The organism is Rhizobium sp. C4, from assembly GCF_021026315.1.
GTDB lineage: Bacteria > Pseudomonadota > Alphaproteobacteria > Rhizobiales > Rhizobiaceae > Ensifer_A.
In genome coordinates this window covers 57,860-70,581 of sequence record NZ_JAJNCX010000003.1, presented here as the reverse complement: position 1 = coordinate 70,581, position 12,722 = coordinate 57,860, and the positions used below count along the sequence as shown (strand labels likewise).

Genomic DNA, 12,722 nt, shown 5'->3' with positions numbered 1-12,722 from the left:
CTCCGGTAACCGATCACGACCGATCATTGGCTCGGGATTGTGATGCTCGTATCCTTGCCAAGATCAGAGCCAGTGGTGCGATACTTATCAATGACGTTGGCGCGGCGCTGCGCGTCGATCGGGGTCGAGGCGCGCGGATCGAAGAGGTCCTTCGGATTGGCGACCTGGGCGGCCAGATTGTTCTGGCTGGCGCAGCCGAAATTGTACCAGTTCTTGTTGCCGTAGGAGTTTTCCATCAGGTCTTCCGGCCACTGTCCGCACTGGTCGGTCATGGCGGTGAGCGCGACGAAGCTGATCTTGATCGGCGCCGAGACGCCGGGCTCGGCCTGATAGCCCGTCACGATGATGCGGCGCTGCTCGACGCCCTCGGCGGCCAGCTGCTTGCGCACCTGCGGGACGACGGCGCGTGCGGCACGGGAATTGATCGACCCGGACGGTACGGCAATCTGGATGACGCCTGAGGAGTTGTTCTTGTAGCTCTGTCCGAAGCCCCGGATCGTGTCCTCGATGCCGTGGCCAAGCTTGACGTCGCCGGTGGCAACCGGGATGTCGATCGAGTGCTCGGCTTCCGCCAGCTTGATGGGATGGCGAACGCGGTAGTCGTTCTCGATCGAGGCCGTCTTGAGGTCGCTGTCCGGGCGCAGATTGCCGCAACCGGCCAGCGCTACCGTCGAGGCCGCAAGGGCGACGAATGTCAGTGTTCTGAGCGCAGGCATCACCAGAGCTTCCCTTTTGATCGTGTGGAGGCGTTCTTCGTTCAACTGGTCCATCGTCCCGCTCCTCACTTGTAGATGAACCCGACATTGCCGTGGTAGCGCTGGCCGCCGGCCGTATCGGCCTTCGTGCCGTAGACCTTGTTGACGCTGTTCAGGAAGAAGGTCGCCCCATCGTTCTCGGGTATGAAATTGTCATCCGGACGGGCGAGCTTGTCGGCCGAGACCGCGCGCACAAGATAGGGCGTTGCAATGATGACAAGTTCGGTCTCGTTGCGCTGGAAATCCTTCGAGCGGAACATTGTGCCGAGGATCGGAACCTTGGCAAGCGCCGGGTTGCCGCTGAAGGCCTGGCGAACGTCGTCGCTGACGAGGCCGGCGATCATGATGGAACCACCCGAGGGCAGTTCGACTGTCGTGGATGCCTGGCGACGGCGAATGCCGAGCTGAGTCACGCCTGTGTTGTTCGGGTAGCCCAATGAGCTCACCGAACCTTCGTAGGTCGGCTCGGACACTTCGGTCTCAAGCTTCAGGCTGATCCGACCCGCAGACATGACGACAGGCAGGAAGTTGAGCGAAATACCATATTGGCTCGTCTCCTTGTCTCTCGAAATTGTGCCGGGGGTGTTGATGACCGCCCCGTTGGGCGCGATTGATTGCGAGCCGGAAGTCACGGTCTGGCCGGTCGTCATGTTGAACGAACCGCCGACGTAAAATTTCGCAACCTCGCCCGAAATCGCAGTCAGGCTTGGCTCGGCAAGCGTCCGCATGACCCCGGCCTGTTCCATGGCGTTGACGTAAGAAGCAAGACCCACGGCGCCACCCAGGGTGCCACTCATCGCACCCACTGCAGTGCCGGCAACCTTGCCCAAGGCTCCAATGCCGTTCGCCGTTCCGCCAAAGTTTGTCGGATTGATAAAGTTGAACGTGCCAAATGAACCGCTGATGGAAGAGTTCAGGCCGAGCTGCTTGACAACCTGGCGGCTGACTTCGGCGACCGTGACCTTGAGCGTAACCTGGTCTTCGCCCTGAATGGTCAGCAGGTTGACGATCTGCGACTGCTGGCGGTCTTCGGCGAAGATGGCGACGCTCGATGCCGAGCCGGTGCCGGATGCCGTCTGGTTGCGGGTCGTGGCTTCACCGCCCTTGACGAAGATTTCGGCAAGCTTGGAGGCCTGGGCCGCGTCCTGCGGGGTGCGGACGGAGCCGGTGAGCACGATGTTGTCCGAAATGATTTCGACCTTGATGTCGGAGTCGGGCAGGAAGCGGCGCAGGTTGGTCTCGAGCTGCGAAATGTCGCGCTCCACCTGGATGTCCAGGCTCACGAGTTCCTTGCCGTCTGCGCCGAAGACGAAGACGTTGGTCTGGCCGACGGCCTTGCCGAAGAGATAGAGACGGCGCGAGGTGCGCGTGACGGCGTCCGCCAGCGACGGGTCGGCAACGAGAATATCGTGCGCGTCGGCGGGAAGTTCGACCACCAGCGCCTTGTTCAGGCCGAGCTTGAGGTTCTTCTTGACCCCCGGGCCTGCCTGGGAAATCGTCACCATGGATTCACTGGCAGCGAAAGCCGCCGATCCCTGCACGCCGGCGAGCGGGATCGGAAGGATCCCGGTCAGCGCGAGAGTGAAGCACAGCCCGCCAATCGTGGTCTTGCGGATGTCTTGCATGATGGGTCTCACTGTATGCTCCCGCTCGTTCTTACTGGCTGGTCGAGATAGCGCCGGATTTGATGACCTGGATGCCCGGCGAGCCATCGCCGTTGCCCAGAAGATGTTCGGAAGCCGAGGTGTCGGGCTCGCTGGAATCGGCGACCGAACGAAGCGCCAGCGTCAGGCGGTCGGCAATCTGCTGGGCGACCGCGATCACGCGCGCCTGGTCGGGGGTCAGTTCCAGCGTCGCCGTGGAGCCGACTGCCGTCTGCTTGCCATCCGGGCCCTGCTGAAGCTGCTGGTCGATCGCCAGAACGCGAATGTTGCTGAGGATCGTTTCCGTCTGGAAGGATGTCTGCTGCGTGCCCTTTCGGACCATGATGACGTCGACGCGGTCGTTCGGCAGGATGAAGCCGCCGGCGCTGGTCGAAACGCTGATTTCCGTCGCGATTGCGCGCTTGCCGGCCGGAAGGATCGACGACATCGTGCGGTTGCTGGCATCGACGATCTTTTCGAGGCGAACCGGCTCGTTGGCGAAGATCGGCAGCCGGACGATGGCGCCGTTCAGATCCGCCATGGCAGACTCGCGGTTCTTCTTGGTGATGAAGCCAGGGGCAATCGCCGTTTCAGGCCAGGCAATCCAGGTCATGCTGTCGGCGTTCAGCCGGGCGCCGGTCGCCAGGTTGACCTTCGCCACCAGCACGTCGACAGTCGCTTCCTTGACCATTTTCGGTTGCGCCGCCTGAATCTCGACGACCTGCTGCCCCCCCATGTTGAGCGCCAGGTAACCGGCAAGACCGGCCGCCACCGCGGCAACGGATAAAATAATCAGACGTGCTGGTTTCATGATCAATTCCTGGAGAATCCAACGAAGTGACCTCAATTGATCAGGAATTGGTGTAATTATGGTTAATGAATTTCTTAGCGATAAGGTTAACCCAATCTAAACCAGCGCAGGCAGGGGTGCGTTGAGCGCGATGGTCAAGAAGGTCTGCGAAGCGGGAGGGTGGCCGCGGAAGGGCGCGAGCGCTGCCTGATCTGGCCGAAGCTTCCGGTGGCGCTAGAAGGCGCCTTTAAGCACCATTTCCATCAGGGGCGACGAGGGATAGGCCATGAAGCCGCCGATGCCGATGGCGATGCCATAAGGGATCTTCTTTTCCTGCAGCAGCGGTCGCGGTATCGGCAGGCCCATGACGGCGATCAGGTTTCTCTGGCTGCGGATCAGCAGGATGAGAATGGTGAGGGCGCCCCCCATCACGGCAACGTCGCCCATGTAGACGATCAGGCTGTCGTTGAAGCCGAACCAGACGGCGCTTGCCGTCAGCACCTTGGCATCGCCGCCGCCCATTGTGTTCATCGCGAAGAGAACAAAGACAACGGCGAAGACGCACAGGCCCGCCAGCAGATGCCAGCCGATCTCGACGAGGCCGAGCCCCGCCAGCGGTGCAACAATGAAGAAGGACGCCAGAAGGATCAGCGAAACGCGGTTCGGGATTGTCATCGTGAAAAGGTCTGAGAAGGCCGCGACGGCCATGCAAAGCGGAAAGATGACAAGGATGGCGGCTTGGATCATGACCTGGCGGTTTCCTGGTGATCCGGCTTGGACAATGAGCTTGATGGCTTCACGGGACAAATCCGGGCCTTGCGAACCGATGTCCCGACCTCAAGGGCAAGAGTGCGGCAAGGCATTGCGTTCATTCGTGTTCAGGCCGGATCGAAGGATGTATCGATCGCGACTCGCGCCACTTTGCAGCAAACCGCTTAAAAATATACAAACCTGCCTTCGGCGTCCGAAGGCAGGTTTGGAATGAGGCGCATTGGCGCGAACCGATTAGTTCGTGCTGTTGACCGTCGTAGCAATGTTCGAAAACTTGTTGTTCAGAGCGCCGCCGAGCGAACGTGCGCCGGTGATGATTGCTACGCCGATGAGGGCAGCGATCAGACCGTATTCGATGGCGGTTGCACCAGATTCGTCCTTCATAAGACGGGTAAGAAGCTTGGTCATTTGGGTCTCCTGAGTCACATCTCTTAAAATTTTCGGCAGTACCGCCAACCGTTCCCGTTGATCGGATGCGATGAGACTATCCCGGCTTCCTTGAAATCGACTTAACGCATATACTTAACGACAGGTTAATCGGCGTTTGCAGTAAGATTGGTAAATAGTAACGCAATTGAAAACAGACAATTTTCAATATTAAGCTTTCGAGAGAACACGCCCGCGCTGTTGAAGCCGTTATATATTGCGGGATTGCCTGGCCCTACTATCTCCCGAATAACAACAGCGGGCGAGCCTTGCCATCGGAGCAAAATGGCGGCGTTAACACATCGGCAGGCGCTTCCGTCGCATCATGTGACAGGCCCTGCGGCGACCGCGATCTGGAAGATAGGCAGTCATGCTTAACGCGAATTTTACATTTCCAGATGACAGTGTCTCAAAATCCATCGGGACATAACCATGCCTGTTTTGAATTCCTCCTCTAAGATGAAGATGCTTGCGAGCGGTTTCGTTGCGCTGCTGATGTCGGCTGGCGCGTCCGCTGCCGCCGATGCCAATGGCGACCTGATCCGCGTCTTCATGAATCACGCACGCGTGCTGAAGCTTGATCGCTCGGTTGCGAAGGTCATCATCGGAAACTCGGACGTGGCGGACGCAACGGTGGCTGATTCCAAGACCATCGTGCTGACGGGCCGCAGCTTCGGCACCACCAATCTTGTGCTGCTCGATTCGACCGGCAACGCGATCCTCGACGAACGCGTGCTTGTTTCCATCGACGAGGGCAACACGGTGCGGGTCTTCCGGCAGACGGAGCGCAGCGTCTATTCCTGCACCCCGAACTGCGAAAAGAATTCGGCGCCGACCGGCGCCGCTGCAAGCGCGACGGCCACCGCAGCACCCTCTGCCTCCATGGCGCAGTAAGAGGTGATCCGGCGAGGCGTGCGAAACGGGAGACGATCGGCGCATTCAAGCGGATGCTTCAGAGACCGATCGACGGCTCGTCCGGCTGGCGACAATGGGAGTGAAGCATTTGGCCACTGAAGGAAAGGCAAAACGGGCATCGCGGCTGCGCCGGCTTTTCAAGTCGAGCGAAGGCGCAACTGCCATCGAGTTTGCAATCCTGGCAATCCCGTTCATGATGATCGTCTTCGCCACGTTCGAGACATTCATCGCCTTCACAGGGGAGCAGCTGGTTTCCAACGCCGTCGATACGATGGCGCGGCGCGTGCGCACGGGGCAGATCACTTTCAGCGACCCGACCCGCACAACGACATACATGACGCAGACCCAGTTCCGGCAGGAATTCTGCAAGCAGATCTCGGTGATGATTACCTGCTCGCAGACCGAGCCCGCCGTGCCCTACAAGCTCTATATCGACCTGCAGCAGGTCACGAATTTCGCCGATATTCCGGTCGGCATTCCGCTGGTCGCGACGAATGGCGGCAAGACGCGGGACATCGACGTGACGAAGCTGAAATTCACGCCGGGGGGTGCGGGCAAGATCAACATGTTCCGCGCCTATTACCGCTGGCCGATCACGACGGACCTCGTGCGCCCCTATATCTCGAACATCCAACGCGAAGGGACCACGAAGGGCGATTTCCTGATCGTGGCCACCAGCGCCTTCCAGAACGAGAATTACCCGTGAGCGCCATGGCCTTGATTGCAAGACTGAAGACTGCGGCGCGCCAACTGGCGAAGCCCTCAGCACTGTCTCGCCTCCTGCGGGCAAGGGACGGCGTCGGCGCGGTCGAGTTTGCGCTGATCGTGCCGATCCTGCTCATCATCTACCTGATGTCGTTTGAAATCACGGTTGCGATCAGCATCACGCGCAAGACCACGCATGCATCTTCCGACATTGCCGATCTTGTCACGCAGAAGACCTCCGTCGACAAGGCATTCCTGTCGACCATGCCGAATGTCGCCAAGGCAACGATCGCGCCCTATGCCTCCACCGGCGTGGCTCTCAAGATCAGCGGCATCACCATCGATGCGGCCTCGGTTGCTAGAATTGCCTGGTCCTGGCAGTCGACGGGTGGCGTGCCCTACGCCGTCGGCTCCACCGCCACGATCCCGTCCGATCTTGCGATCGCGAACTCTTTCGTCGTGCGCTCCGAACTGAGCCTGCCCTATTCCCTGCTGCTCTACCTTCCCGGCATGAGCGGCACGCAGATGCAGAACTTCACGATCAAGAAAGACTTCTACTATCGCCAGCGCGTCGGCAACAACATCACCTGTTCCGACTGCTGACATCGCGGCACCCGCGCGATTTCGCTGGCCTTGAACCGCATCAGATCCTAAAACGTCAAACGAGCCGCTGAAGCGGGCAGACGGACTGCCGCGCGATGCGAGGCGGCCTATTGGCGGGCCTGCGAAAGCGTTGGCCAGCCCTGCCCCGAGCATTTCCGGTGAACAGACGACCATCGTCCACCGTCCTGCTCTTTATTTATCTGCAATTCCGGGCGAAAACCGCTCATTGAATTTGCACTGGACGTCTGGTGATCATGGCTCGCGCATTCCTCTTCGTTCTCGATTCCTTCGGCATAGGCGGCGCGCCGGACGCGGAGATCTACGGCGACATCGGCGCCGACACGCTGGGCCACATTGCCGAGTTCTGCGCCCATGGCTGTGCCGATCGCAAGGGGCTGCGCGACGGCCCGCTCGAACTGCCCAACCTTTCCATCTTCGGCCTGCTGCATGCGGCAAAGGCCGCCACGGGGAAATTCCCCACCGGCATGCCCGTGCCCGAGAAGACCTATGGCGTCCGCGGTGCCGCCAGCGAAATCTCGCGCGGCAAGGATACGCCGTCGGGCCATTGGGAGATTGCCGGCACGCCGGTCATGTTCGACTGGGGCTATTTCCCCCCGGAGGGCGACGCATTCCCCGAGAAGCTCGTCAACCGCATCTGCAAGGCCGCCGACATTCCCGGCATCCTCGGCAATTGCCACGCCTCCGGCACCGACATCATCAAGCAGTATGGCGAGGAGCACATCCGCACCGGCAAGCCGATCTGTTACACGTCCTCGGATTCCGTCTTCCAGATTGCAGCCCACGAGACGCATTTCGGCCTTGAGAGGCTGCTCAGCCTCTGCGAGACGGTGCGCAAGCTGGTGGACGACTACAATATCGGACGGGTCATTGCCCGCCCCTTCCTCGGCGAGACCGCCGAGACCTTCGAACGCACCGGCAACCGCCGCGACTATTCGGTGCTGCCGCCGGAGCCGACGCTGCTCGACCGGCTGAAGAATGCCGGACGCCAGGTACACGCCGTCGGCAAGATCGCCGACATCTTTGCGCATCAGGGCGTTTCGAAGCTCTGGAAGGCAAGCGGCAACATGGCGCTCTTCGACGCAACGCTGGATGCCATGGACGAGGCCGGAGACGGCGATCTTGTCTTCACCAATTTCGTCGATTTCGACATGCTCTACGGCCATCGCCGCGATGTCGCCGGCTATGCGGCAGCCCTCGAAGAGTTCGACCGCCGCCTGCCGGAGATCAACCGCAAGCTCCAGCGCGGCGACATCGTGGTGATCACCGCCGACCATGGCTGCGACCCGACATGGCGCGGTTCGGACCACACGCGCGAGCGCGTGCCGGTTCTGGTCTACGGCCCCGGCATCAAGGCGCGGGACGTCGGCGTACTGCCCACCTATGCCGATATTGGCGAGACCATTGCTGCCCATCTCGGCATCGAACCCGGTCGCCACGGACGGAGCTTCCTGTGACGTCGAGGCTGAAGAAGGCGGAACTGCACCTGCATCTGGAAGCCGGCGCGCCGATCGACCTCGTGCTTTCGCAGGCAGCGAAATACGGGGCCGACATGACGGGCTTCATTCGCGATGGCGCCTATGTCTGGCACGACTTCACCACCTTCATCGGCTGCTATGACGCGGCGGCGGCTCTCTTCAGGACGGAAGAGGATTTCGCACTTCTGGCGGAAAGCTATCTCGCCGAAATCGCCGCAGCCGGCGCCGTGTACGGGGAGCTTTTCGTCTCGCCCGACCATGGCGTTTCGGCGGGGCTGAGCGCCAGCGCCTATATTGCCGGGATTTCGGAAGGCATGAAGCGGGCCAGGGAAAAGACCGGCATCGAGAGCCGCATGGTGGTCATCGGCGTGCGGCATCTGGGTGCCGAGCGCGTCGAGGCCGCGGCGAAGTTTGCCGCCGAGCGGCCCGATCCGCTGATCACCGGCTTCAACATGGCGGGCGAGGAGCGCTTCGGCAGGGTTGCCGATTTCACCCGCGCCTTCGACATCGCCCGCGACGCCGGGCTCGGCATCACCATCCATGCCGGCGAACTTGCGGGCGCCGAGAGCGTGCGCGACGCGATTGACCTCGTCCGCCCGACGCGCATCGGCCACGGCGTGCGCGCCATCGAGGATCTGGATCTCGTCCGCCGCATTGCCGATCTTGGCATTGTGCTGGAGGTCTGCCCCGGCTCGAACATCGCGCTCAAGGTCTTCCCCGATTTCGAAAGCCATCCGCTCAGGACGTTCTTCGACATGGGCGTGAAGGTGACGCTGAACTCCGACGATCCGCCCTTCTTCAATACATCGCTGGCGAAGGAATACGAGATCGCGAAGTCCCGGATGGGCTTTTCGGATCAGGACCTCACGCTGATGACCCGCACCGCGATCGAAGCCGCCTTCGTCGACGAGCCCACCCGGGCACGTCTTCTTGCAATGATTTGAGGATTACGACCGCTGACGAAGGCACGCGCCTTGCGGGAAGCCGACATTACGCTAAGACTATATTCTATCCATACGCAATTCCGGACGGAAAACCGGTTTCCACTTTTCCTGGAATTGCTTCCAAGCAGACTGGAAGGCACAGATGAACGGCGTCACGGTTATTTCCCATCCCCTCGTGCAGCACAAGCTGACGATCATGCGCAAGAAGGAAACCTCGACGGCCAGCTTCCGCCGGCTGCTGAGGGAAATCTCGACGCTGCTCTGCTATGAGGTCACGCGCGACCTCGAACTCACCACCGAGCGGATCGAAACGCCGCTGATGGAAATGGATGCACCGCTGCTCGAAGGCAAGAAGCTGGTCTTCGCCTCGATCCTGCGCGCCGGCAACGGCCTGCTCGAAGGCATGCTGGAACTGGTTCCCGCCGCCCGCGTCTCGCATATCGGCGTTTACCGCGACCACGAGACCCTGAAGCCGGTCGAATATTACTTCAAGGCGCCGAGCGATCTCGATGCCCGCCTCGTCATCGTCGTCGACCCGATGCTCGCGACCGGCAATTCCTCGATCGCCGCCGTCGACAAGCTCAAGGAACGCGGCGCGACCAACATCCGCTTCCTCTGCCTGCTGGCAGCCCCCGAAGGCATCAAGAACTTCACGGAAGCCCATCCGGACGTTCCGGTTTTCACCGCCGCGATCGACGACCATCTCAACGAACTCGGCTATATCGTACCCGGTCTCGGCGATGCCGGCGACCGCATGTACGGAACCAAGTAAGCGGCTCCCTGAACAGGCGCCGGGCAACCGGCGCAGCCGGCCACCGAAAAGCCGAAGTTTCGCCGCATTTCACCCGGCATTAACCAGCCAATTCAAAATGGCCCGCCCGCACCCCGTGCCGGCGGGCGATTTTTTGAAATTCATAACTTCTGTCAGGAATAGTGGTCCCATTGCGAAGGCGGACAAGGAAGCTGCCGCGCAAAACAGGGATAAGAAGATCATGAACCGCTTTCTGTTTGTAGCAGCAGCGGCAGCGCTGTCTGCCGTCTATTTCAGTCACGCCCACAAGACGCTGGAAGACAGCGTGGCGACCGTTCAGGCCCCCGGCGTGGACATGCAGGCCACGACCGCGGCGACCACCCCGGTCTCCGTTGCCGCCCCCGGCGAGGAGGCCATCAAGGCCGGTGCCGGCGGACATTTCAACGCCAGCTTCCGGGTCAATGGTCGCGACGTCGACGGTCTGGTCGATACGGGCGCCACCTTCGTTGCCATCAACGAGCAGACCGCCAAGCGCATCGGCATCAGCGGCTCCAGCCTCGACTACCGCTACGCAGTCACCACCGCCAACGGCACGACGCAGGCCGCCCATGTGACGCTCGACCGTCTTGAGGTCGGCTCGGTGCGCGTGCGCAATGTCGACGCCTATGTGCTGAAGGACAAGTCTCTCTCCGGCATGCTGGTCGGAATGAGCTTCATGAGCAAGCTCAAGTCCTACAAGGTGCAGGACGGCGTGCTCTATCTCAAGAACTGAGCGCCGGACGAAGAAGCGGAAGCCGGCTTGTCCCTAAGCCGGCACGACACCAACAGGTTCAGATCTTCTCGACAATGGAGATGCGCGGCCCCTGCCCGCCCTCGTCGATCGTGTAGCTTGCCAGCAGCTCCGCGCGCGCCTTTGCAGCGGAGCCTTCGTCGCGGGCATGGATGCGGGCGATGACATCGCCCTTCTCGACCCGCGTTCCGAGCGGGAGCAATCCCGTGAAGCCCACGGAATGATCGACCGCGTCGCTGGGCAGGATGCGCCCGCCGCCGAGACCGATCACGGCCATGCCGACCTCGCGAGCCTTGCAGGAAGTCAACACGCCCGCCTGCGGCGCTTCCACCACGACCTCGACGGCCGCCTTCGGCATATGAGCCCATGGCCGATCAACGAAATCCGCCGGCCCGCCGAGGCTTGAAATCATCCGGCCGAATGTCTCCAGTGCGCGACCCGAGGCAATTGCCGCCTCCGCTTGTCCCCTGCCCTCTTCGGCCGTTGCGACAACGCAGGCGGAGAGCAGCATTTCAGCCGCCAACGCCAGCGTCACCGCCTCGCTCCGGCTGCCTTGTTTAAGGCCTTTGAGGAAATCGAGCGCGTGGATGACTTCCAGCGCATTGCCGGCGCAGTCGGCCAGCGGTTCGTTCATGTCGGTGATCAGCGCCGAGGTCTTCACGCCCGCGCCGTTCGCCACCTCGACCAGCGAGCGGGCCAGTGTCCGCGCCTCTTCCAGATCTGTCATGAAGGCGCCGCTGCCGACCTTGACGTCCAGCACCAGCGTTTCGAGCCCGGCGGCGAGTTTCTTGGAGAGGATCGAGGCGGTGATGAGCGGCACGCTGTCCACCGTCGCCGTCACGTCGCGGATAGCGTAAAGCCGCTTGTCGGCAGGTGCCAGATCGCCTGTCTGGCCGATGATGGCGCAGCCGGTCTCGCGCACGGTTTTGCGGAACAGCGCCTCGTCGGGCATGATGTTGTAGCCGGCAATGGATTCCAGCTTGTCGAGCGTGCCGCCGGTATGGCCAAGCCCACGACCCGAGATCATGGGCACGGCAAGGCCGAGTGAGGCCACGATCGGGGCGAGCATCAGCGAGACATTGTCGCCGACGCCGCCGGTCGAATGCTTGTCGGCAATCGGGCTGCCGATGTCGGACCAGTCGAGCACGTCGCCGCTGTCGCGCATGGCCAGCGTTAGCGCCACCGTCTCGTCGCGCGCCATGCCCTTGAACCAGACGGCCATGGCGAAGGCCGCGACCTGGCCTTCGGAAATTGCGCCCGCCGTGAAGCCCTCAACGAAGCGGGCGATCTCCTCGCCCGACAGCGTCTCTCCATTGCGCTTGCGGCGGATGGTCTCCTGCGGCAGCACCGGATCGCGCCTCAATAGGCCGCCGTGTTCGGCGCGGCCGGCGTATCGCCCAGCACGGCGAGGATATCGCCGAGCAGGCCGGATGCGCCGAAGCGGAATGTTTGGGCGCTCGCCCAGCCGGCACCCATGATCTCATCGGCCATGCCGAGATAGATCGCGGCATCGGCCACCGTGCGAACGCCACCGGCGGGCTTGAAGCCGGCGGGCTTTCCGGAGGCCTTGATCTCCTCCAGCATGATGCGCGCGGCTTCCGGCGTTGCGTTGACGCGGACCTTGCCGGTCGAGGTCTTGATGAAATCGGCGCCTTCCTTGAGCGCGATGGCGGATGCCTCGCGGATCAGGGCGCCATCCTCCATAATGCCGGTTTCGAGGATCGTCTTGAGCTTGACCGGCGCCTTGCAGCGCTCGCGGATCGCCGCGATCATCAGCCGGGCGGAGGCCTTCTGGCCGATCATGAATTCCTTGTAGGGGATGACGAGATCGATCTCGTCCGCGCCATCGGCAATCGCCTGCTCGGTTTCGCCGATCACGGTCTCAAGCGACAATTCGCCGGAGGGGAAGTTCACGACGGTTGCGATCTTGATCGGGCTGCCTGCACCGAGGATTCCGCGTGCCTGCGCAATGAAGCGCGGCCAGATGCAGATGGCGGCGGTGTTGCCGAACTTCGTCTGTGCATCGGCACAGAGCTTTTCGATCGCTTCCGGCGTGCAGTCGTCGTTGAGGTTGGTGAGGTCGAGGCAGGCGAGCGCCTGCCTGGCGACGGCCTTGAGGTCGGTCGATGTCAT

Annotated in this window: 14 protein-coding genes; 7 read left to right on the top strand and 7 right to left on the bottom strand. The window is 61.9% G+C overall.

Annotation, left to right across the window (positions count from 1 at the left end; all coding sequences use genetic code 11):
• Positions 1–23: 23 nt before the first annotated feature.
• The 5 genes from LQK84_RS06700 to LQK84_RS06680 all read right to left on the bottom strand — a co-directional run bounded on the left by LQK84_RS06700 (position 24) and on the right by LQK84_RS06680 (position 4,367).
• Positions 24–770 carry a CpaD family pilus assembly protein gene (locus tag LQK84_RS06700; RefSeq protein ID WP_230827920.1) on the bottom strand — a complete coding sequence of 249 codons (747 nt, stop codon included), beginning with the start codon at positions 768–770 and terminating at the stop codon, positions 24–26.
• Positions 771–781: 11 nt separating this feature from the next.
• Positions 782–2,380, bottom strand: coding sequence for a type II and III secretion system protein family protein (locus tag LQK84_RS06695; RefSeq protein ID WP_230827919.1), 1,599 nt, complete (start codon positions 2,378–2,380; stop codon positions 782–784).
• 31 nt (positions 2,381–2,411) lie between these two features.
• A complete protein-coding gene (gene cpaB / locus LQK84_RS06690; protein WP_230827918.1) occupies positions 2,412–3,209 on the bottom strand; it encodes a Flp pilus assembly protein CpaB in 798 nt (265 codons plus the stop codon).
• A gap of 213 nt (positions 3,210–3,422) precedes the next feature.
• Complete coding sequence (locus LQK84_RS06685) at positions 3,423–3,935, bottom strand: A24 family peptidase (protein ID WP_230827917.1); 513 nt, start codon at positions 3,933–3,935, stop codon at positions 3,423–3,425.
• Between the two features lie 258 nt (positions 3,936–4,193).
• The gene (locus tag LQK84_RS06680) at positions 4,194–4,367 is read right to left on the bottom strand and encodes a Flp family type IVb pilin (RefSeq protein ID WP_230827916.1); all 174 of its coding nucleotides are present in this window, start codon (positions 4,365–4,367) and stop codon (positions 4,194–4,196) included.
• A gap of 450 nt (positions 4,368–4,817) precedes the next feature.
• On the opposite strand from LQK84_RS06680, the gene LQK84_RS06675 reads away from it, so the two are divergent.
• The 7 genes from LQK84_RS06675 to LQK84_RS06645 all read left to right on the top strand — a co-directional run bounded on the left by LQK84_RS06675 (position 4,818) and on the right by LQK84_RS06645 (position 10,571).
• Complete coding sequence (locus LQK84_RS06675) at positions 4,818–5,279, top strand: pilus assembly protein N-terminal domain-containing protein (protein ID WP_442966901.1); 462 nt, start codon at positions 4,818–4,820, stop codon at positions 5,277–5,279.
• A gap of 94 nt (positions 5,280–5,373) precedes the next feature.
• Complete coding sequence (locus tag LQK84_RS06670; RefSeq protein ID WP_442966900.1) at positions 5,374–6,006, top strand: TadE/TadG family type IV pilus assembly protein; 633 nt, start codon at positions 5,374–5,376, stop codon at positions 6,004–6,006.
• Positions 6,007–6,011: 5 nt separating this feature from the next.
• Entirely contained in the window at positions 6,012–6,608 is a 597-nt protein-coding gene (locus LQK84_RS06665) for a TadE/TadG family type IV pilus assembly protein (protein WP_230828296.1), read from the top strand.
• Positions 6,609–6,862: 254 nt separating this feature from the next.
• Entirely contained in the window at positions 6,863–8,083 is a 1,221-nt protein-coding gene (locus LQK84_RS06660) for a phosphopentomutase (RefSeq protein ID WP_230827914.1), read from the top strand.
• The gene (locus tag LQK84_RS06655; RefSeq protein ID WP_230827913.1) at positions 8,080–9,048 is read left to right on the top strand and encodes an adenosine deaminase; all 969 of its coding nucleotides are present in this window, start codon (positions 8,080–8,082) and stop codon (positions 9,046–9,048) included. The genes LQK84_RS06660 and LQK84_RS06655 overlap by 4 nt, the downstream gene beginning before the upstream one ends.
• Before the next feature lie 142 nt (positions 9,049–9,190).
• Complete coding sequence (gene upp, locus LQK84_RS06650) at positions 9,191–9,820, top strand: uracil phosphoribosyltransferase (protein WP_230827912.1); 630 nt, start codon at positions 9,191–9,193, stop codon at positions 9,818–9,820.
• Positions 9,821–10,040: 220 nt separating this feature from the next.
• Positions 10,041–10,571 (top strand): TIGR02281 family clan AA aspartic protease, encoded by a 531-nt coding sequence (locus LQK84_RS06645; RefSeq protein ID WP_230827911.1) that lies wholly within the window; start codon positions 10,041–10,043, stop codon positions 10,569–10,571.
• Between the two features lie 58 nt (positions 10,572–10,629).
• Here LQK84_RS06645 and deoA read toward each other — a convergent pair whose 3' ends face one another.
• Together deoA and deoC are read right to left on the bottom strand one after the other, a co-directional pair.
• Positions 10,630–11,937, bottom strand: a complete 1,308-nt coding sequence (gene deoA, locus LQK84_RS06640) for a thymidine phosphorylase (protein ID WP_230828295.1) — start codon at positions 11,935–11,937, stop codon at positions 10,630–10,632.
• An 11-nt stretch (positions 11,938–11,948) separates the two neighbouring features.
• On the bottom strand, positions 11,949–12,722 hold the full coding sequence (gene deoC / locus LQK84_RS06635; protein ID WP_230827910.1) for a deoxyribose-phosphate aldolase: 774 nt from the start codon (positions 12,720–12,722) through the stop codon (positions 11,949–11,951).